Raw genomic sequence first — 20,779 nt, 5'->3', positions numbered from 1 at the left:
GAACGCCGAACGCCCGGCATCCGTCGAGGATGCCGGGCGCCCGGTGTCGGACCGCTCCGCGCTAGGCGCCGAGCTTGAGGTTCGCGCCCGGGATGGCCGCGAGCAGGTCCTTGGTGTACTGCTCCGTGGGGTGGTCGAAGACCTCGTCGGTGGTCGCCGCTTCGACGATCCGCCCCTTCTGCATCACGCACACGTGGTCGGCGATGACGCGCACGACCGCGAGGTCGTGGGTGATGAAGAGGTAGGTGAGGCCGAGCTCGGACTGCAGGTCGGCGAGCAGGCGCAGGATCTGCGCCTGCACGAGCACGTCGAGCGCCGACACGGCCTCGTCGAGCACCACGATCTCGGGCTTGAGGGCGAGCGCGCGTGCGATCGCGATCCGCTGGCGCTGACCGCCCGAGAGCTCGTTCGGGTAGCGGCCGGTCAGGGTCCGCGGGAGCGAGACCTGGTCGAGCAGCTCGAGCACGCGCTGCCGGCGCGACGCCTTGTCGCCGATCTTGTGCGTGAAGAGCGGCTCGGCGATCGTGTTGCCGATGTTGCGGAGCGGGTTCAGCGAGCCGTACGGGTCCTGGAATACCGGCTGCATGCGGCTGCGGAGGTTGAAGAGCTCCTTGCCGGTGAGGCTGGCCAGGTCCTTGCCGCCGACGACGATCTTGCCGCTCGTGGCATCCTCGAGCTTGAGGAGCATCTTCGCCACGGTCGACTTGCCCGAGCCCGACTCGCCGACGAGCGCCATGGTGGTGCCCTTCGGGATCTGGAACGACACGCTGTCGACGGCCTTGAAATCGCCCGACCCTCGGATCTTGAAGACCTTGGTCAGGTCTTCGACGACGATCGCCGGGGGCTGATCCGCCGCCGCCTCGAGCACCTCGTGGCGCGCCTCGGCCGTGGCGATCAGGTCGATCGTGTCGCCCGCCGCATGCTCGGCGTCCTCCGACATCGATGCCTCGGCCGCGGCGACGCTGCCCGATGCCTGGATCCGCCGCGAGGCGAGGCTCGGTGCCGCGGCGACGAGTCGCTGCGTGTACGGGTGCTGCGGGTTCTGGAGGATCTCGAGGGACGGACCCGACTCGACGACCTTGCCCTTGTACATGACGACGAGCTGCTCGGCACGTTCGGCGGCGAGGCCGAGGTCGTGCGTGATGAACAGCAGCGTCGTACCGAGCTCGCGCGTGAGCGACTCGAGGTGGTCGAGGATCACGCGCTGCACGGTCACGTCGAGCGCCGAGGTCGGCTCATCGGCGATCAGCAGCTGCGGGTCGGCCGCGAGTCCCATTCCGATGAGCACGCGCTGGCGCATGCCGCCCGAGAACTGGTGCGGGAACTGCTTCAGCCGTCGGTCGGCGTCGTGCAGGCCCGCCTGCTTCAGCACCTCGATCGCGCGGGCCTTGACCTCCTTGCGGCCGGTGGCGATGCCGTTGGCCTTGATCGCCTCCTCGACCTGGAAGCCGATGGACCACACGGGGTTCAGGTTCGACATCGGGTCCTGCGGCACGAAGCCGATCTTGCGGCCGCGGATGCCCTCCATCTCCTTCTTCGACGCCGAGGAGATCTCCTCGCCGTCGAGGATGATCTTGCCGCCGGCGACGTGGCCGGTGCCCGGGAGCAGGTTGATGATGGCGTGCGCCGTCGTCGACTTGCCCGAGCCCGACTCGCCCACGATCGCCAGGGTCTGACCGCGGTAGAGGGTGATGTTCACGCCGTCGACGGCGGTGACCGTGCCGTCCTGGGTGGTGAAGGCGACCTCGAGGTCCTTGATCTCGAGGAGCGGACGCTCCTCGCCTGCCGGGGTGGTGTGCTGCACGTCGCTTCCGTTCACGGTGCTGGTCATCGCCGGGCCCTCGCCTTCGGGTCGAGCGCGTCGCGGACGACCTCGCCGAGCATGATGAAGCTCAGCACGGTCACCGACAGGGCGATGGAGGGAAGGATCAGCGTCTGCGGGGCCGTCCGGATATCGGTCTGCGCCTGGCTGATGTCATTGCCCCACGACATGGTCGACGACGGCAGTCCGACGCCGAGGAACGAGAGCGTCGCCTCGGCGACGATCGCCGAGGCGAGCGAGATCGTCGTGATGACGATGACGGGCGCGATCGAGTTCGGCAGCACGTGACGGAGCAGGATGCGGAACGGCGAGACGCCGACGGCCGTGGCCGCCATGACGAAGTCGGAGTTCTTCACCCTGAGGATCTCGGCTCTCAGGACTCGGGCGGTCGCAGGCCACGCGAAGATGCCGATGGCCAGCGAGATCACCCACACGTTCGCGTACTGCGAGAGCACCGACATGATGACCACGGCCGCGAGGATGTAGGGGATCGAGAAGAAGATGTCGCCGAGTCGGGAGAGCACCGAGTCGATCCAGCCGCCGTAGAAACCCGCCAGACCGCCGAAGATGATCCCGAGGATGGCGACGAGCGCGGTCACGATGATGCCGACCGAGAGCGAGGTCGACGTGCCGTGGATGATGCGCGAGTAGATGTCGCAGCCCTGCTTGGTGAAGCCGAGCGGGTGGCCGGGCTGCGGGCCGCCGTTGCTGTTGGACAGCTGGCAGTCGTTGTTCGGCGGGACCTGGGTGAACCAGCCCGGGAACAGCGCGACGATCACGACGATCAGGATCAGCACCATCGAGATCCAGAACATCGGGCGCTTGCGCACGTCGTGCCAGGCGTCGGACCAGAGGTTCGAGGGCTTGCCCTCGGCCTTGACGGTGTCGATCGCGACGAGCGGCGTCTCTTCGAGCGGCGCGACGAAGTGCGCCTGCGTGGGTCGGGTGTTACTTGGCATAGCGGATCCTCGGGTCGAGAACGGCGTACAGCAGATCCACCAGCAGGTTCACCACGAGGTAGATCAGCACCATGACGGTCACGAACGAGACGACGGTGGGCCCCTCGCCTCGAATGATCGCCTGGTAGAGGGTGCGGCCGACGCCGGGCACGTTGAAGATGCCCTCCGTGACCGTCGCGCCGACCATCAGCACGCCGAAGTCGACGGCGAGATAGGTGACGACGGGGATGAGCGAGTTGCGCAGGATGTGCACGGGAACGATGCGCTTGCGCGACAGGCCCTTGCTCGCGGCGGTGCGAACGAAGTCCTGCGTGTCCGTCTCGATGACCGACGCCCTCGTCAGTCGGACGATCTGCGCGAAGCTGGCCGTCGCGAGCACCATCGCCGGCAGGATCAGGTCCTCCCATGGAGCCCCGACGCCGACCGTGGCACGGAACCACCCGAGTTGGATGGCGAAGATGTACTGGGCCACGAAGGCGACCACGAAGATGGGCAGCGAGATGAAGATGAGGCTCACGACGAGGGCGCTCGCGTCGAAGATGCCTCCCTTGCGCAGTCCCGAGATGAGGCCGACGAGGATGCCGCCGACCATGAGGAAGAGCGTCGAGAGCAGCGCGAGGCGAAGGGTCACCGGGAAGGTCTGGGCGAGGATCTCGGAGACCGGCTGGCCCGTGAAGGTGACGCCGAGGTCGCCGCGGAAGATGCCGGCGAGGAAGAGCAGGTACTGGACGATGAACGGCTGGTCCAGGTGGTAGCGCTCACGCAACTGCTCGACGACCGCCGGCGGCGGCGTCTTCTCGCCGAAGAGCGCGATGATCGGGTCGCCGGGCATGGCGAAGACCATGAAGTAGATCAGGAAGGTGGTGCCGAGCAGTACAGGGATCGCCTGGAGCAGTCGGCGCACGATATAGCCGGCCATCGATCAGGCCCGCCCGTTCGTGATTGTTGACATGTTGAAGAAACCTCACCGTTTGCGAGTTCGTCCACACGATGCTACGCCGATCGGCCGTGCATCGGGGACACGTGGGAGTGGGGCGGCAGTCGCAAGGACTGCCGCCCCACGGGCGCCTCAGAGTCTAACCCCGAGGCGCCCCGGAACGAGAATTACTCGCTCTTGGTGACCTGGTGCAGGATCGGCCAGGTGTCCCAGCCGAACTCCACGTTGTCGACCTGCTCGCCCCATGCGCCCATGGCGTTGGTGTACCAGAGCGGGATGACGGGGAGGTCCTCGAAGAGGATCTCCTGGGCCTGCTGGAACTTCGCGATGCCCTCCTCGACCTCGGTCGCCGAAGCGCCCTCGTCGAGCAGCGTGTCGAACTCGGGGTTCGAGTAGTCGCCGTCGTTCGAACCCGCGTCGGTGCCGTACAGCGGCCCGAGGCCGTTGAACATCGACGGGTAGTCGAACTGCCAGCCGGTACGGAACGGCGTCTGGATGGTGCGCTCGGTGACCGACGTGCGGAGCTCCGCGAACGTCGGAACCGGAGCACCGGCCGCCTCGATGCCGAGGTTGTTCTTCAGCTGGTTGGCAACCGCGTCGACCCAGCCCTGGTTGGGGCCGTCGGCGTTGTAGGCCAGCTCGAAGGTGCCCGACCACGGGGCGATCGCGTCAGCCTGCGCCCAGAGTTCCTTGGCGAGCTCGGGGTCGAACTCGAGCACCTCGGAGCCCGGGATCTCGTCGGAGTAGCCGTCGATGACCGGCGAGGTGAAGTCCGTGGCCGGGGTGCGCGTGCCGTTGAAGATCACGTCGGTGATCTCGGCGCGGTCGATGGCGTGCGAGACGGCCTTGCGTCGCAGGTTGCCCTCCTCGCCGCTCCAGTGCGTGAGACGCTCCGGAATCGTGATGGTGGCGTTCGCCGCTCCGGGCTGGTTCACCGAACGACCCTCGAACTCGGTCTCGAACGTCTGCAGCGCGCTGTCGGGGATGTCCTGGAGGATGTCGAGGTTGCCGCCCTGCAGGTCGGCGTACGCAGCGTCGGTGCTCGCGTACAGGATCATGTCGATCCCGCCGTTCTGCGCCTCGCGCGGGCCCTCGTAGTCCTCGTTCTTGACGAGGTCGATGCGCTCGTTGTGCGCCCACGCGCCCTCGCCGTCGAGCATGTACGGGCCGTTGCCGATCGGGTTCTCGCCGAACGCCTCGATGTCCTCCCACGCCGACTCGGGCACCGGGAAGTACGCCGTGTAGCCGAGACGCAGCGGGAAGTCGGACTCGGGCTGCTTGAGCTTGACCGTGAAGGTGGTCTCGTCGACGACCTCGAGGCCCGACAGCTCCTCGACGTTCTCGTCGTAGCTGAAGCCCTCGATCGACTCGAAGAAGTAGCTCGAGAGCTGCGCGTTGTCGAGCGCGGCACCGTAGTTCCACGCCGTGACGAAGGACTCGGCGTTGACGGGGTCGCCGTTCGTGAAGGTCAGGCCCTCGCGGATCTTGATCGTGTAGGTCTGCGCGTCCTCGGTCTCGATCGACTCGGCGACGTCGTTGACGACGGAACCGTCGGCCTCGTACGCCACCAGACCGGCGAAGACGTTCTGGATGACCAGACCGCCGCCGACCTCGTTGGTGTTGGTCGGGACCAGCGGGTTCTGGGGCTCGGTGTTGTTCACCGTGATGACGGCGGACGAGGAGCCCTCAGGGGCGGCGGGCTCAGAGCCGGTCGAGCATCCGGCCAGCGTCATGACGCCGGCCGCTGCAAGAGCAACGGCGGCAACGCCGAATCTCTTGATGTTCAATGTTCCTCCTGTGAGATGAGCGCACGCTCGCGCGATTTCGTGGTCGAGCGAGGGGGCGCTGGTAGGTGAATCGAGACTATAAGCGGGTTCGAGCCGAACAAACTTCATCTCGGAACCGTTACCGAGGCGCAACCTACGACCGGGTACGTGCGCATATGAGCAGACGGGGAACGCACGAATCTTGCGTCTTGGCGGCCCCATGCGAGGATTGCCGCATGTCCTCGGTACGACGCCTGCGCATCGAGGTCGCGATCGTACTGGCCCTCTCCCTGGGCGCCTCCGCCGTCTACTCCATCGTCTCGATCATCGGGCGCCTCACCGACGAGCGTCCGCTCGGGCAGCAGAGCGCCGCGCTCAACCAGTCGCGTTCCGCGCGGGAGTGGCTCGACTTCACCTACCAGTTCCTCGACGTGGTCTTCGGCGTGGCCGTCGTCGCGCTCGTGCTGTACCTGTTGTGGCTACCCGGCAGGGACCCGTTCCGGCGGATCGGGCTGGACTTCACGCGACCCGGGCGGGATGCGGCATCCGGCCTGCTGCTCGCCGCCGCGATCGGCGTGCCCGGGCTCGCGCTCTACGCGGCCGGCCGGGCGCTCGGCTTCACGGTCGCGGTGGTGCCGCAGCCGCTCGACGCGCACTGGTGGACGATCCCGATCCTCGTGCTCGCGGCGCTGAAGGCCGCGCTGGTCGAGGAGGTCATCGCGGTCGGCTACCTCTTCACGCGCCTCCGCGAACTCGGCGTCGGCCCGTGGGCGACCATCCTCTCGAGTGCGCTGCTCCGCGGCACGTACCACCTCTACCAGGGCTTCGGCGCGTTCGTCGGCAACGCCGTCATGGGCGTCGTGTTCGGCTGGGCCTACACGCGATGGGGTCGCACGATGCCGCTCGTCATCGCGCACTGGATCCTCGACATCGTGTCGTTCGTCGGCTACCCGCTCGCCGTGGGCCTCTGGCCCGCGCTCTTCGCGCCGCCCGCGAGCTGAGGCCCGACGCGCTCGACGGGCCGGGTCGACGGATGGCGCGGCCGCGGCGCCTCGACGACGTGCCGGCCGTGCGCGAGCGCGACCACGGTCGCGGGCATCGGCGGCAGCGCCTCCTCGGGCGGCTCGACGCGCAGGTCGGAGTCGGCCGCGCGGATGCGCGCGCCGTCGATCCAGCTCCGCCGGCTCGGCGTGCAGACGGGCGAGAACGCCTCGATGCCCGTGAGACCGCCGGACATGCGGAGATCGCTCATCGCGTCGGCGCGGCGGAGCGCCTCGGCCAGGGCGGGATTCCGGCGCTCGACGAGCCCGGCCCGGTGCTGCAGGCCGTGGGAAGCCGATCCGGCGAGCGTGCAGCCCACCATCACGCCGACGAAGGCGACCGTCGCGAACGCGGCGACGAGATCCACCGAGATCATGCGCGCACCCCCTAGTGCGAGAGAACCTCAGTGTACTCCCGGGCCCCTCGGGCGGGGTGGCCCGGATCCGGCCGATCGCACATCTCGCGAGCATGGATCCCGGCCGTCAGGGGGACGGCCGGACACCGGGAGACGACCACCATGGACCTCGCACACGCCATCGCCGCGGGCGGCCTCGCCGCTCGCGCCACCGACCGCCGCCACCGTGCCGACGAGACGGAGATCTCCGAGGCCCGGCAGCGCGCCGTAGCCCGACGCACGGCGGCCGTGGAGGCGACCACGCGCGTCGAGTACCGCGAGCGCGGACGTCACGCGGCGCCGCGACCCGCGCACGCCTGACGCCCGCGAGCCGGCGTCAGGCGTCGCCCGCCCCACGGGCGCCCGCCCGGCGCACGTCCGCTACGCGAACGCCTCGATCGGCGGGCAGGCGCACACGAGGTTGCGATCGCCGTACGCCTGGTCGATGCGGCGCACGGGCGCCCAGTACTTGTTGCGCACGAGCGAGTGCACCGGGTAGACGGCCTGCTCGCGCGTGTACGGGTGCGTCCACTCCCCCGCGATGACCGACTCGGCCGTGTGCGGCGCGTTGCGCAGCGGGTTGTCGTCGGCGGGCCACTCGCCGCGGCCGACGGCGTCGGCCTCGGCCTTGATGGCGATCATCGCCTCGACGAACCGGTCGAGCTCGGCGAGGTCCTCGGACTCGGTCGGCTCGACCATGAGGGTGCCCGCGACGGGGAACGACATGGTCGGCGCGTGGAAGCCGTAGTCGATGAGGCGCTTGGCGACGTCGTCGACGCTCACCCCGGTCTCGGCCGTGAGCGGGCGCAGGTCGAGGATGCACTCGTGCGCGACCAGCCCGTTCTCTCCGGTGTAGAGCACCGGGAAGTGGTCGCGCAGGCGCGCGGCGACGTAGTTGGCCGCGAGCACCGCGGTCGCCGTGGCCTGCTTGAGCCCCTCGGCGCCCATCATGCGCACGTACGCCCACGAGATCGGCAGGATCGACGGGCTGCCGTACGGCGCCGCCGAGACGGGGCCGCCGCCGTGCTCGACGCCGCCCGCGTGGTCGGCGCGCTGCGCCATCGGGTGGCCGGGCAGGTGCGGCGCGAGGTGCGCCTTGGCGGCGACCGGGCCGACGCCGGGGCCGCCGCCGCCGTGCGGGATGCAGAACGTCTTGTGCAGGTTCAGGTGCGACACGTCGCCGCCCACGTCGCCGAAGCGGGCGAAGCCGAGCAGCGCGTTGAGGTTCGCGCCGTCGATGTACACCTGGCCGCCGGCGTCGTGCACGGCCTGCGTGATGTCCTTCACGTCGTGCTCGTACACGCCGTGCGTCGACGGGTAGGTGATCATGAGCGCCGCGATGTGCTCGGCGTGGTCGGCGATCTTCGCACGCAGGTCGCCGAGGTCGACGTTGCCGAGCTCGTCGCACGCGACGACGACGACCCGCATGCCCGCGAGCACCGCGGAGGCCGCGTTCGTGCCGTGCGCGCTCGAGGGGATGAGACAGACGTCGCGCTCCGCGTCGCCGTTGGCGAGGTGGTAGCCCCGGATCGCGAGCAGGCCCGCGAGCTCGCCCTGGCTGCCCGCGTTCGGCTGCAGCGACACGGTGTCGTAGCCGGTGACCTCGGCGAGCCATCCCTCGAGCTGCTCGATCAGGCCGAGCGAGCCGACCACGTCGGCCTCGGGCGCGAAGGGGTGCAGGTTCGCGAACTCGGGCCAGGTCACGGCCTGCATCTCGGTCGCGGCATTGAGCTTCATGGTGCACGAGCCGAGCGGGATCATGCCGCGGTCGAGCGCGTAGTCGCGGTCGGCCAGGGTCTTCAGGTACCGCATCATCTGCGTCTCGGAGTGGTGCGAGTTGAACACCGGGTGCTCGAGGTACGACGACGAGCGGCGCAGCCCCTCGGGCAGGCTCGCGGGCAGCTCGCGCAGCGAGGGCGCCACCTTCGTGCGCTCGGGGAAGCCGAACGCCTCCACCACGAGCGACAGCTCGGCGGCCGTCGTGGTCTCGTCGACCGCGACGTGCACGGTCGCCTCGTCGGCCTCCCAGAGGTTGAGGCCGAGCTCGCGCCCGCGCGCGACGACGTTCGCGGCCAGGCCGGGCACGTGCACGTGGATGGTGTCGAAGTACGCGTCGTGGGCCAGCGTCAGGCCGAATCCGGTGAGCGCGTCGGCGAGGGCCTTCGCCTTCGCGGCCGTCGAGACCGCGATGTGCCGGATGCCGCGCGGCCCGTGGTACACGGCGTACATCGACGCCATCACGGCGAGGAGCACCTGGGCGGTGCAGATGTTCGAGGTCGCCTTCTCGCGCCGGATGTGCTGCTCGCGCGCCTGCAGGCTGAGCCGGTACGCGGGGTGGCCCGCGGCATCCTGCGACACGCCCACGAGGCGCCCCGGAAGCTGCCGCTCGAGGCCCTTGCGCACTGCCATGTAGCCGGCGTGCGGGCCGCCGAAGCCCATCGGCACGCCGAAGCGCTGGGAGGTGCCGACCGCGACGTCGGCCCCCAGCTCGCCGGGGCTGGTGAGCAGCGCCATCGCGAGCAGGTCGGCGGCGACGACCGCGAGCGCGCCCTGCTCCTTCGACGCGGCGATGAGGCGCGACGGGTTCCACACGCGCCCCGACGCGCCGGGATACTGCACGAACATGCCGAAGTGCTCGCCGAGCGCCGCGACATCCGTCGTCTCGTCGAGGTCGGCGACGACCAGCTCGATGCCGACCGCGCTCGCGCGCGACTCCAGCAGCGCGAGCGTCTGCGGCAGCGCGTCGGCGTCGACCACGAACCGGTTCGTGCGGTTCTTCGACGCCCGGCGCGCGAGCAGCATGCCCTCGACGACCGCGGTGCCCTCGTCGAGCATCGACCCGTTGGCGGTGTCGAGCCCGGTGAGGTCGGCGACCATCGTCTGGAAGTTGATGATCGCCTCGAGCCGGCCCTGCGAGATCTCGGGCTGGTACGGCGTGTACGCCGTGTACCAGCTCGGGTTCTCGAGCACGTTCCGCTGGATCACGGCGGGCGTGATCGTGCCCGAGTAGCCGAGCCCGATCATCGACGTGCGCACGATGTTCGCATCGGCGAGCGCGCGCAGCTCGGCGAGCGCGTCGCGTTCGGTCGCGGCGGGCGGGATCACCGAGTCGACGACCTCGTGCATGCGGATCGCGGTCGGCACCGCGGCATCCATGAGCCCGTCGAGCGAGTCGTAGCCGAGCGCTGCGAGCATCCACTCGTGGTCGCGCGGGGTGGTGCCGATGTGACGGCGCCCGAAGGCGTCGACGTCGAAGGCCGGGGAGGTGCTGGCGGTCATCGTCTTCCTAATCGTTTCGCTGGTCGAGGTGCGGGCGCGGCCCGCGTCTCGTCTTCGCTGGTCGAGGAGCGGGCTCAGCCCGCGTCTCGAGACCTACTCGCCCGTGAGGGCGCGGTACTCGTCGTGGCTGAGGAGCGTCGGCAGCGACGCGGTGGTCACCTTGATGAGCCATCCCTCGCCGAACGGGTCGCTGTTGACCAGTTCGGGCGAGTCGACGACGGCCTGGTTCGACTCGACGACCTCGCCGTCGACGGGCGCGAACAGCTCGCCCACCGACTTGGTCGACTCGATCTCGCCGACGACGGTGCCGGCGGTGATCGCCGTGCCCGCGGAGGGCAGGTCGACGTAGACGACGTCACCCAGCTTCTCGGCGGCGTAGTCGGTGATGCCGATGGTGACGGTCTCGCCCTCGACCTTCACCCACTCGTGCTCGGCGGTGTACTGGAGTTCGGCCTGGTCGGTCATGGGGTGCTCCTCTGGTGTCGTGTGGTGGTGCTCGTGCGGTGCGGGTCGGTGCCGGCCGGCGGTCAGGCGCCGCGCTTGTAGAACGGCAGTGCGGTGACGGATGCCGCGACGCAGGTGCCCCGGACGTCGACGAACAGCGGGGTACCGGGTTCGGCCAGCTCGGGCGCGACGAACGCCATCGCCACGGGGTGGCCGAGCGTGGGCGAGAGCGCACCGGAGGTGATCTCGCCGACCTCCCGGGCGTCGTCGCCGTCGCCGTCGAACACCGCGTAGCCGGCGCGCGGCGCGCGACGGCCCTCGCCGGTGAGCCCGACGAGCACGCGCGCGCCCTCGGCGGGACCCTCCTCGATCGCGGCGCGTCCGACGAAGTCGCCCTCCTTGGCGAGCGCGACGACGCGGCCGAGGCCGGCCTGGACCGGCAGGATGTCGCGGCCCAGCTCGTGGCCGTAGAGCGGCATGCCCGCCTCGAGGCGCAGCGTGTCGCGGCTCGCGAGTCCGCACGGCACGACGCGCGGCCCGCCGGTCTCGCGGAGCGCATCCCAGAGGCGCCGCGCGCGGTCGGGCGCGAGGTAGAGCTCGAAGCCGTCCTCGCCGGTGTAGCCGGTGCGCGCGACGAGCACGGGCTCGCCGTCCCAGGTCGCCGGCACGGCGCGGTAGTACTTCAGCGCGGCGACCGCCGCCGCGAAGTCCTCGCCGTCGTTGCCGGGTCCGTCGATGCCGAAGCCCTCGGTCTGCTGGAGCACCTCGAGCGCGTCGGGGCCCTGCAGCGCGATCAGCGCGATGTCGTCGGACTCGTCGAACACCTCGGTCTCGAAGGGCGCGGTGCGGCTGCGCAGCTCCTCCGCGACGACCTCGCGGTTCGAGGCGTTCGCGACGACCATGTAGCGGTCGGCGCCGGTGCGGTAGACGACGAGGTCGTCGATGACGCCGCCGTCGCGCGCGAGCAGCAGCGAGTACTTCGCCTGCCCCTCGGCGATGGCCGACAGCTTGCCGGCGAGCGCGTAGTCGAGGGCGTCGGATGCCTCGGGCCCGACGACCACGATCTCGCCCATGTGCGAGAGGTCGAAGAGTCCGGCATGCTGCCGCACGGCGTGGTGCTCGGCGAGGTCGCTGGAGTAGCGGACCGGCATCTGCCAGCCGGCGAAGTCGGTGAAGGAGGCGCCCGCGGAACGGTGGACCTCGTCGAGGGGACTGCGTCGCTCGGTGGCGTCGGGGTTGGTGGTGCCGGTTGCGTCGGTCACGAGTTCTCCAGGATCGCGCGGATGGCGCGGCGGTGCGCCGCTCGAGAACTCCCCCTCTGTCATGGGCCTGAGAGCTTCGCATCGCGCCCGTGGGGAGCTGTGCTTTCACCTTCGGCGGGATGGCGCGTGCGCGCCATCCGCTTTCCAGAGTCGGCCTCGTCATCGCGGTGATGCGACCTGAGAGATTGGCGGGGAGGCTTGCTCCTTCGGTGCCGGCGCGCCCCGGTGAGGGGACTGCCGGCTCTCCCGCGATGCGTCGATGGCCCGGTGTGCGGTTGTAGGGCCGATCCTAGCCGACGCGGGCGCTCATTCGGGGCGGTTCCCGTGGGCGTCGTGCTCGAACGGGGTCGCGACGCCGCGGTACGCGAGCGTCATCATCATGCCCGCGGCGGCGTGGGACAGGTCGTGGCAGTGGTCCATCCAGATGCCGGGGTTGTCGGCGACGAGCGCGAGCTCCCACACCTCGCCCGGGCGCACGTCGACCGTGTCGAGCCAGAGCGGCGCCCCGGTGGCGGGCGCGCCGTCGCGCGAGAGCACGAGCACGTGGTGCCCGTGCACGTGCATGGGATGCACGTCGAAGCCGCGGTTGGCGACCGTGATCTTCACGACGTCGCCCTCGTCGACCTCGATGGGCGCGATGTGCGGGAACACCTCGCCGTTCACGGTGTAGGCGTACGACGGCGCGCCGCCGACGAAGCGCGGCATGCGGTCGAGCACGAGCTCGCCCTCGGCGGTGAACGCGCCGAGGTCGGGTGCCGCCGCGTCGCCGTAGGCGAGGAGGTCGAGTTCGGGCACGTCGATCACCTCGCGCGGCAGGCCGGGCGCCCCAGCGCCCGGCGGGGCGATGACGACGACGGATGCCGCGGACAGGTCGGTCTCGAAGCGCACCCCGCCGGCCGGCACGGTGAACACGAGGTCGGCGCGGGCCCCGGCGCCGAGCCGCACGGAGCGGCGCTCGACGGGCTCGCCGCCGGCAACGTCGCGCCCGTCGACCGCGGCGATGCGGAACGGCGCCCCGGCGACCGTGACCCGGATCGGCGTCTGCTCGGTGTTCGCGACGCGAAGCCGCACCTGCTCGCCCTCGGCCGCCTCGAACTCCTGCGGCCCGTCGGTTGGGCCCACCACGACCTCGCCGCCGATGCGGTGCACGGGCAGTGCGAGGTCGACCGTCTCGTCGATACCGGCGGCCGGCTCGACCACGAGCATGCCGTAGAGCCCGCGGCGCACGCCCTCCGAGGCCGCCTGGTGGGTGTGGTACCAGTACGTGCCCGGGTCGTCGGCGACGAACCGGTACGTGAACCGTTCGCCGGGTGCGACGGCGTCCTGCGTGACGCCGGCCACGCCGTCCTCGCCGTTCGGCACGTCGACGCCGTGCCAGTGGAGGGTCACGCCGTCGACGATGTCGCGGTTCGCGAGCGAGACCTCGACGAGCTCGCCCTGCGTCACGCGGAGCTCGGGACCGGTGACGGCGTCGCCGCCGAAGCCCCAGGCCTCGACCGTCTCGCCCGAGGCGAGCGTCACGTCGTGGCGCGCGGCGGTCAGCTCGATCGAGCGGGCCTCGCCGGGCGCGTCATCCGGGGTGCGCAGGTCGGCGACCGACACCGAGGCTCCCGTGCCGCCCGGATCGCCGCCGCCGTGGGCGTGCGCGCCGGTCGCCTCGATGCGGGGCGCCGCCGTGTCGGAGAGCCACGACCATCCGAGGCCGGCGACGAGGAGCAGGGCGAGCAGGCCGGCGAAGCCGGCGACGGCCCGTCGGCCGCGGCGGGCCAGGAGCACCCACGTGAGGCCGGTCGCGAGCAGCACCGCGACGGCGAGCACGAGCGTCGCGACCGGCTGCGGCGGAAAGCCGACCAGCCAGGTGGCCACGGCCGCGGCGGCCATCGCGTACCCGCCGCCGAGCATCGCCGTGCGGGCCACGGGGCTCCGGATGCCGCGAAGCCACCACGCGAGACCGAGGATCCCGGCCGCGAGGCCCACGACCTGGAACGGCAGGCCGACGACGACCTTCTCGCCGGCGAACCACCAGCCGCGGCCCGCGAGCACCGCCGTCAGGATCGCGGCGACGACGATCGCGAGCGCACCGCCCGCGGCGAGCGCCACGACGGTCCGCCGTTCGCGGCGGGCGGGCTCCGACCCGGCGGTGAACGCGGCCGCGAGCCACAGCCCGGCCCCGGCGAGCGCCGCCGCCGACTGCAGCAAGAGGAGGGCCGCAGTACTCATCGGGCCCTCCTCGAGTGCCGTGGGTGTCGGTTCGGATGCAGTCGTGCCGCCGGGTGCGGCGGCTCAGGCGCTCGGCACGCCGGCGGTGACGTCGTCGGCGCCGGGTGAGGCCGCCTCGGCCGCCCGAGCCGGTGCGCCGCCCTCGCGGTCGAGCCGGCGGGCGCGCACGACCAGCAGCACGCCGAGCAGCAGGATCGCCGCACCGTTCACGGCGTGGAGCGAGAGGAACAGGGTCGCGGCGAGGGGCGGGTCGGCGTGGCTCGACTCGTCGAGGCCGAAGATCACGCCGGTCAGGATGAAGAGCACGGTCTGGAAGAGGATCAGCACGAGCGGCAGGACGCTCAGCCAGATCGTGCGCTTGCCGGCGCGGGCGAGCGCCGCGGTGACGATGAGCAGCAGCGCGAGGATCGGCAGCACGATGCGGCCGTTGGTGCCATGCCAGGCGAACAGCTCGTCCTCGGGGTTCGAGAACACGCCGACGGCGGCGAAGTAGAGCTGCAGGATCACCGAGGCGGTGAACAGGATCGTGACGACCAGGAAGAGCTTGCGCATGGCGGGCTCGCTTTCTGTGATTCGGAGGATCGGCTCCGATCGATGGTCCCGATGGCGCGTCGCCGCGACATCCGGGGCAGCACTGGACTCGTGCTCTGTGACGTCACGGAATTCGCGTTCGTGTCATGGTGACTGTAAGCTGTGCTGCAGTGACTTAGAGTCGAGATGACTCTCAGGGCGACGAGAGGGGCGAACGGATGCCGCAGCACGACGCGCAGGCGCGACTGGCCGTCTCCACGGTCATCTTCGCCATCTCGCCCGAGGCCGACGGCGACGGCGCCGTGCGTCCGAGCCTGCGCATCCCGCTCGTCCGGCGCCTGCGCGAACCCGGCCTCGGCCGCTGGGCGCTTCCGGGCGGCTGGCTCCCCGTCGACGAGTCGCTCGCCGGCGCCGCGGCGCGCACCCTCGGCGAGACCACGGGCCTCGCCCCGCGCTACCTCGAGCAGCTCTACACGTTCGGCGAACCCGACCGCTCCCCCGGCGAGCGCATCGTCTCGGTCGTGTACTGGGCGCTCGTGCACTCCGACGAGGTCGAGCGCGCCGTCTCCGACGAGAACGTGCGCTGGTTCGACGAGGACGACCTGCCCGAGCTCGCCTTCGACCACGCCGCGATCATCGACTACGCGCTCACGCGGCTGCGAACCAAGCTCGAGTACTCGCGCATCGCCCACGCCCTGCTGCCCGCGAGGTTCACGATGGCCGAGTTGCGGGGCGTGCACGAGGCGGTGCTCCGCCGCCGGCTCGACCCGGCGAACTTCCGCCGCACGATGGAGGCCGCAGGCGTCCTCGTCGACACCGGCGAGCGCCTCTCCGGCACGCGGCACCGCCCGCCGGCCCTGTACCGCTTCGATCCCGCCCACTCCCCCGCGGCGCCGCCCTCACCGGCGCCTGCGGTGCCCGCCACCACGGAACCTCGACCCGGCACCGACAGCAAGGACACCCCGGAATGAGCACCACCCTGCCCGCCACCACGCCCGCCGCGACCGACGCCATGCGCGTCGCGGCATCCGTCGACCGCACCATCCGGCTCATCACGACCGGATCGGCGGCGGGCTCGACCTGCACCCCCGAACTCGCGAAGGGTCCCTGGGAGTTCGACCGCGGGCCGATCGGGTACGGCCCGGGCTCGTCGATGGGCGACGTGATCCCGACGGGCTCGCCGCGTCAGGGCGCGCTGCCCGAGGAGTACCGCCGGGCGTCCGACGCCGAGCTCGACGAGCGCATCCGCGCCGCGAAGGCGACGCTCGGCGACCGAGTGGTCGTGCTCGGCCACTTCTACCAGCGCAACGAGGTCGTGCAGCACGCCGACTTCACGGGCGATTCGTTCCAGCTCGCGAACGCGGCGAAGACCCGGCCCGACGCCGAGGCGATCGTGTTCTGCGGCGTGCACTTCATGGCCGAGACGGCCGACATGCTCTCGCGCCCCGACCAGGCCGTGATCCTGCCCAACCTCGCCGCCGGCTGCTCGATGGCCGACATGGCCGACACCTCGAGCGTCGAGGAGTGCTGGGAGCAGCTCGAGGAGGTCTACGGCGACCTGACCGCGGTCGACGCGTCCGGCCGCGTGCCGGTGATCCCCGTCACCTACATGAACTCGTCGGCCGCCCTCAAGGGCTTCGTCGGCCGCAACGGCGGCATCGTCTGCACGTCCTCGAACGCGACGACCGTGCTCGAGTGGGCGTTCGAGCGCGGGCAGCGCGTGCTGTTCTTCCCCGACCAGCACCTCGGCCGCAACACCGCGAAGGCCATGGGCGTGCCGCTCGAGGCGATGCCGATGTGGAATCCGCGCAAGCCGCTCGGCGGCAGCACCGCGTCCGAGCTGGCCGACGCGCGCGTCATCCTCTGGCACGGCTTCTGCTCGGTGCACAAGCGCTTCACGGTCGACCAGATCGAGCGGGCGCGGGCCGAGTACCCGGGCGTGCAGGTCATCGTGCACCCCGAGTGCCCGATGCCGGTCGTCGATGCCGCGGATGCCGCGGGCTCGACCGACTTCATCGTCAAGGCAATCCAGGCCGCGCCCGCCGGCTCGACGTTCGCGATCGGCACCGAGATCAACCTCGTGCAGCGTCTCGCCGCCGAGCACCCCGAGCACACCATCTTCTGCCTCGACCCGGTCGTGTGCCCGTGCTCGACGATGTACCGCATCCACCCGGGCTACCTCGCGTGGGTGCTCGAGGAGCTCGTCGCCGGCCGCGTGGTGAACCGCATCGAGGTCGCCGACGACGTCGCCGAGCCGGCACGCGTGGCGCTCGAGCGCATGCTCGCGGCGAAGCCGCCGGCCTCGGTGCCCGTGCCTTCGGGGTCGACGATCGCGGCGGCGAGCGGCGCGGCGGATGTCGCGAGCGCGCGCTTCGGAGCCTGACATGATCCGCGTGCTCGTCGTCGGCTCCGGCATCGCCGGGCTGTGGACGGCGATCCGGGCCGCCGAGGCCGGCTGCGAGGTCACCGTGGTGACGAAGGCCGCGCTCGGGGAGGGCGCGACGCCGTGGGCGCAGGGCGGCATCGCCGCGGCGATCTTCGCGGGCGACGCGCCCGCGCGCCACGCCGCCGACACGATCGCCGCCGGTGCCGGGCTGAGCGAGCCCGCCGCGGTGCGCGTGCTCACCGACGACGGGCCCGCACGAATCCGCGACCTGATCCGCTTCGGCGTCGCGTTCGACCGCGACGAGTCCGGGATCGCGCGCGGACTCGAGGCGGCGCACTCGCGGGCGCGCATCCTGCACGCGGGCGGTGACCGCACGGGCGCGGCGATCCAGGCTGCGCTCGTCGAGACGATCGGTCGGCGCGGCGTGCGCGCGCTCGAGCACACCGCGCTCGTCGACCTGGTCGTCGAGGGCGGGCGCGTCGTCGGGATCCGCGTCGTCCCGGGCGACCGGGCCGACGGCGACGCGCGCGAGCTGCGCGCCGACGCGGTCGTGCTCGCCACCGGCGGCGCGGGATGCCTCTACCGGCATACGACCAACCCCGACGTCTCGACCGGCGACGGCGTGGCCGCGGCGGCACGGGCGGGCGCCGAGGTCGCCGACCTCGAGTTCGTGCAGTTCCATCCGACCGCGCTCGCCGTGCCGGGCACGCCGCTGATCTCGGAGGCCGTGCGCGGCGAGGGCGCCGTGCTGCGCGACGCCTCGGGCCGCCGGTTCCTGCTCGACGTCGACCCGCGGGCCGAGCTCGCGCCGCGCGACGTCGTCGCGCGCGCGGTGTGGCGGCGGATGGCCGAGCAGGACGGCGTCCCGGTCGTGATCGACGCGACGCACCTCGGCGCCGAGCGGCTCGCGGCCCGCTTCCCCGGCATCGATGCCGCGTGCCGCGCCGCGGGCTTCGACTGGGCGCGCGAACCAGTGCCCGTCGTGCCCGCCGCGCACTACGCCATGGGCGGCGTCGTGACCGACCTCGCCGGCCGCACGAGCCTGCCGGGCCTCTGGGCCGTCGGCGAGGTCGCCCGCACGGGCGTGCACGGCGCGAACCGCCTGGCGTCGAACTCGCTGCTCGAGGGCGCGGTGTTCGCCGAGCGCGCTGCGCGCGACGTCGCGCGCGCGACATCCGCCCCCGCCCCCGCGTCCGCCCCCGCGTCCGCTCCTCGGCCGGTACAGAACGGCGGAGATACGGTCCGGCGCGCCGCTGTCCGCACCGGGTTCGACGGGGTGTCGGATCGGACATCCGCAGAACCGGACGAGAGTGGGCGCCGGCTCGTCGAGCGGGCCGCGCTGCAGCAGCTGATGTGGGACCACGTGGGGCTCGAGCGCGACGAGGCCGGGCTCGCCGCGGCATCCGCTCGCCTCACCGGATGGCGTGCGCCCGAGCCCGTCGACCGGCGCAGCGCAGAGGACCGCAACCTGCTCGAGCTCGCGAAGCTCACCGTGGCGGCCGCGCGAGCTCGCACCGAGAGCGTCGGCGCGCACACGCGGCGCGACGCGACCCCCGCGCCCGCCGCCGTCCGCGAACGAGAGGCCGCCTGATGACCGAACCCCGCGAGATCGAGCGCATCGTGCTCATGGCGCTCGACGAGGACGCGCCGTGGGGCGACCTGACGGGCGAGACGCTCATCCCCGAGGCGGCGACCGCGACGGCCGAGCTCGTCGCGCGCGAGCCGGGCGTGTTCAGCGGCGCGCGCGTCGTCGAGGCGGCGTTCCGACTCGTCGATCCGGCGATCGCGGTCGAGGTGCTCGCCGCCGACGGCGACCCCTTCGCCGCGGGCGACGTGCTCGCGCGCGTGCAGGGCCCGGCCCGCGGCATCCTGCGCGCCGAGCGCGTCGCGCTCAACCTGGTGCAGCGGATGTCGGGCGTCGCGACGCTCACGGCCCGGTACGTCGACGCGGTCGCGGGCACCCGTGCGCGCATCGTCGACACGCGCAAGACCACGCCCGGCCTGCGCAGCCTCGAACGGCAGGCGGTGCGAGACGGCGGCGGCCGCAACCACCGGCGCTCGCTCTCCGACGCGATCATGGCCAAGGACAACCACCTCGCGGTGCTCACGGCGGGCGGCGCCGACCTCGCCACGGCGCTGCGCGAGGCGCGCGAACGGATGCCCCACACCGCCCACCTCGAGGTCGAGGTCGACCGCGTCGACCAGATCGCGCCGGTGCTCGCCGGCGGCGCCGACACGATCATGCTCGACAACTTCACGGTCGACGCGCTGCGCGCCGGCGTCGAGCTCATCGGGGGCCGCGCGATCGTCGAGGCGTCGGGCGGCGTGAACCTCGACACGGTCGGCGCGATCGCGGCGACCGGCGTCGACGTCATCTCGGTCGGCGCGCTCACGCACTCGGCACGGGCGCTCGACCTCGGGCTCGACGTCGTGATCGAGCCGCCGGATGGCACGACCGCCACCGCGTCGCTGGGGTCCCGGTGATCTTCGCCGATCACGCCGCCACCACGCCCGTGCGCCGCGAGGCGCTCGAGGCGATGTGGCCGTACCTGACGGGCGCGTTCGGCAACCCGTCGAGCCGTCACGGCATCGGCGAGGAGGCGGCGCGCGCCCTGGCGTGGGCGCGCGAGGAGGTCGCCGCGGTGGTCGGCGCCCGCCCGGGCGACGTGGTGTTCACCTCGGGCGGCACCGAGGCCGACAACCTCGCGGTGAAGGGGCTCGCACTCGCGAACCCGCGCGGCCGGCACGTCGTCGTCTCCCCCGTGGAGCACGAGGCCGTGCTCGAGGCCGCCGATGCGCTCGGCCGCCTGCACGGATTCGAGGTCGACCGGGTCGCGGTGGATGCCACGGGCATGGTCACGGCCGATGCGCTCGCCCGTGCCCTCCGCTCCGACACGACGCTGGTCTCGGTGCAGCTCGCGAACAACGAGGTGGGCACCGTGAACCCGATCGCCGACCTCGCGCGCGTCGCCCATGCCGCAGGGGCGCTCATGCACACCGACGCCGTGCAGGCCGCCGGGTGGCTGCCGCTGTCGATCGACGCGCTCGGCGTCGACGCGATGTCGCTCGCGGGCCACAAGGTCGGCGCGCCGAAGGGAACCGGCGCACTCGTCGTGCGGGGGCGGCTGCCGATCGAGCCCGTGCTGCACGGCGGCGGGCAGGAGCGCGGCCGGCGGTCGGGCACCGAGAACGTGGCCGGCGCGGTGGCGTTCGCGACGGCGCTGCGGCTCGCCGAGGCCGAGCGGGCGGATGCCGCGGCGCACGTCGCCGCGCTCACGGCACGGTTCCGCGAGCTCGTCTCGGCCGCCGTTCCCGAAGCCGTGCCGACCGGGCACCCCGTCGACCGGCTGCCGGGCACGGTGTCGTACGTGTTCCCCGGCACGAGCGGTGAGGCCGTGCTGCTCGAGCTCGAACGCCGCGACGTCGTCGTGTCGAGCGGATCGGCGTGCGCCGCCGGCAGCGACGAGCCGTCGCACGTGCTCACCGCGATGGGGTTCCCGCCCGAGCTCGCGCAGACGGCGGTGCGGTTCTCGTTCGGCTCCGGCACCGTCGCGGCCGACGTCGAGACCGCGGCGGCCGCGCTCGCGCAGGCCGTGTCGGCGGTGCGCGGTATCGTCCCCTGACGCGGGGGCGTGGCCGAGGGCTCGCCCGAAGTCGATGCATGGGCATACGTCGGCCGGAACGGGAATAGCGCGCACGCGCGTCCGGTTCCGGTACTCGTCGCCGATCGTGCCGCCG

17 protein-coding genes and 2 riboswitches are annotated in these 20,779 nt (G+C 72.0%); of the genes, 7 read left to right on the top strand and 10 right to left on the bottom strand.

Features of this window, described 5'->3' with window-relative positions; all coding sequences use genetic code 11:
• Positions 1 to 61: 61 nt before the first annotated feature.
• From AC3RKB_RS14615 to AC3RKB_RS14600, 4 genes are all read right to left on the bottom strand, one after another.
• Complete coding sequence (locus tag AC3RKB_RS14615; RefSeq protein ID WP_491436990.1) at positions 62 to 1,831, bottom strand: dipeptide ABC transporter ATP-binding protein; 1,770 nt, start codon at positions 1,829 to 1,831, stop codon at positions 62 to 64.
• Positions 1,828 to 2,781, bottom strand: coding sequence for an ABC transporter permease (locus AC3RKB_RS14610; protein ID WP_491436989.1), 954 nt, complete (start codon positions 2,779 to 2,781; stop codon positions 1,828 to 1,830). The genes AC3RKB_RS14615 and AC3RKB_RS14610 overlap by 4 nt, the downstream gene beginning before the upstream one ends.
• Positions 2,771 to 3,700: an ABC transporter permease gene (locus tag AC3RKB_RS14605; RefSeq protein ID WP_491436988.1), complete on the bottom strand. Its 930-nt coding sequence runs from the start codon at positions 3,698 to 3,700 to the stop codon at positions 2,771 to 2,773. The genes AC3RKB_RS14610 and AC3RKB_RS14605 overlap by 11 nt, the downstream gene beginning before the upstream one ends.
• Positions 3,701 to 3,885: 185 nt before the next feature.
• On the bottom strand, positions 3,886 to 5,451 hold the full coding sequence (locus AC3RKB_RS14600; protein ID WP_491437853.1) for a peptide ABC transporter substrate-binding protein: 1,566 nt from the start codon (positions 5,449 to 5,451) through the stop codon (positions 3,886 to 3,888).
• Between the two features lie 269 nt (positions 5,452 to 5,720).
• On the opposite strand from AC3RKB_RS14600, the gene AC3RKB_RS14595 reads away from it, so the two are divergent.
• Positions 5,721 to 6,485, top strand: a complete 765-nt coding sequence (locus tag AC3RKB_RS14595) for a CPBP family intramembrane glutamic endopeptidase (RefSeq protein WP_491436987.1) — start codon at positions 5,721 to 5,723, stop codon at positions 6,483 to 6,485.
• Here the strand turns inward: AC3RKB_RS14595 and AC3RKB_RS14590 are convergent.
• A complete protein-coding gene (locus AC3RKB_RS14590) occupies positions 6,431 to 6,901 on the bottom strand; it encodes a hypothetical protein (protein WP_491436986.1) in 471 nt (156 codons plus the stop codon). The genes AC3RKB_RS14595 and AC3RKB_RS14590 overlap by 55 nt on opposite strands.
• A 141-nt stretch (positions 6,902 to 7,042) precedes the next feature.
• Here AC3RKB_RS14590 and AC3RKB_RS14585 point away from each other — a divergent pair, with 141 nt between their 5' ends.
• A complete protein-coding gene (locus AC3RKB_RS14585; RefSeq protein WP_491436985.1) occupies positions 7,043 to 7,240 on the top strand; it encodes a hypothetical protein in 198 nt (65 codons plus the stop codon).
• 60 nt (positions 7,241 to 7,300) lie between these two features.
• On the opposite strand, the gene gcvP is transcribed toward AC3RKB_RS14585, so the two are convergent.
• The 5 genes from gcvP to AC3RKB_RS14560 all read right to left on the bottom strand — a co-directional run bounded on the left by gcvP (position 7,301) and on the right by AC3RKB_RS14560 (position 14,676).
• On the bottom strand, positions 7,301 to 10,198 hold the full coding sequence (gene gcvP, locus AC3RKB_RS14580) for an aminomethyl-transferring glycine dehydrogenase (RefSeq protein WP_491436984.1): 2,898 nt from the start codon (positions 10,196 to 10,198) through the stop codon (positions 7,301 to 7,303).
• 93 nt (positions 10,199 to 10,291) lie between these two features.
• Entirely contained in the window at positions 10,292 to 10,663 is a 372-nt protein-coding gene (gene gcvH / locus AC3RKB_RS14575) for a glycine cleavage system protein GcvH (protein WP_491436983.1), read from the bottom strand.
• A 62-nt stretch (positions 10,664 to 10,725) separates the two neighbouring features.
• The gene (gene gcvT / locus AC3RKB_RS14570) at positions 10,726 to 11,904 is read right to left on the bottom strand and encodes a glycine cleavage system aminomethyltransferase GcvT (protein ID WP_491436982.1); all 1,179 of its coding nucleotides are present in this window, start codon (positions 11,902 to 11,904) and stop codon (positions 10,726 to 10,728) included.
• A 46-nt stretch (positions 11,905 to 11,950) separates the two neighbouring features.
• Positions 11,951 to 12,058: riboswitch (glycine riboswitch) on the bottom strand.
• A gap of 1 nt (position 12,059) precedes the next feature.
• Positions 12,060 to 12,163, bottom strand: a riboswitch (glycine riboswitch).
• A 47-nt stretch (positions 12,164 to 12,210) separates the two neighbouring features.
• On the bottom strand, positions 12,211 to 14,124 hold the full coding sequence (locus AC3RKB_RS14565; protein WP_491436981.1) for a multicopper oxidase family protein: 1,914 nt from the start codon (positions 14,122 to 14,124) through the stop codon (positions 12,211 to 12,213).
• 63 nt (positions 14,125 to 14,187) lie between these two features.
• Positions 14,188 to 14,676, bottom strand: a complete 489-nt coding sequence (locus tag AC3RKB_RS14560; protein WP_491436980.1) for a DUF6220 domain-containing protein — start codon at positions 14,674 to 14,676, stop codon at positions 14,188 to 14,190.
• Positions 14,677 to 14,873: 197 nt separating this feature from the next.
• On the opposite strand from AC3RKB_RS14560, the gene AC3RKB_RS14555 reads away from it, so the two are divergent.
• From AC3RKB_RS14555 to AC3RKB_RS14535, 5 genes are read left to right on the top strand one after another with little or no spacing between them, the layout of a single operon-like run.
• The gene (locus AC3RKB_RS14555) at positions 14,874 to 15,626 is read left to right on the top strand and encodes an NUDIX hydrolase (protein ID WP_491436979.1); all 753 of its coding nucleotides are present in this window, start codon (positions 14,874 to 14,876) and stop codon (positions 15,624 to 15,626) included.
• Entirely contained in the window at positions 15,623 to 17,038 is a 1,416-nt protein-coding gene (gene nadA, locus AC3RKB_RS14550; RefSeq protein WP_491436978.1) for a quinolinate synthase NadA, read from the top strand. Before AC3RKB_RS14555 ends, nadA begins: the two co-directional genes overlap by 4 nt.
• Position 17,039: 1 nt before the next feature.
• Entirely contained in the window at positions 17,040 to 18,632 is a 1,593-nt protein-coding gene (nadB, locus tag AC3RKB_RS14545; RefSeq protein WP_491436977.1) for an L-aspartate oxidase, read from the top strand.
• On the top strand, positions 18,632 to 19,525 hold the full coding sequence (gene nadC, locus AC3RKB_RS14540) for a carboxylating nicotinate-nucleotide diphosphorylase (RefSeq protein WP_491436976.1): 894 nt from the start codon (positions 18,632 to 18,634) through the stop codon (positions 19,523 to 19,525). The genes nadB and nadC overlap by 1 nt, the downstream gene beginning before the upstream one ends.
• Positions 19,522 to 20,664: a cysteine desulfurase family protein gene (locus AC3RKB_RS14535; RefSeq protein ID WP_491436975.1), complete on the top strand. Its 1,143-nt coding sequence runs from the start codon at positions 19,522 to 19,524 to the stop codon at positions 20,662 to 20,664. The genes nadC and AC3RKB_RS14535 overlap by 4 nt, the downstream gene beginning before the upstream one ends.
• The last annotated feature ends 115 nt before the right edge of the window (positions 20,665 to 20,779 follow it).

It is taken from the genome of Agromyces capsici (assembly GCF_058349965.1).
The sequence above is the reverse complement of the archived record's forward strand: the minus strand, read 5'-3'. Positions and strand labels throughout refer to the sequence as shown.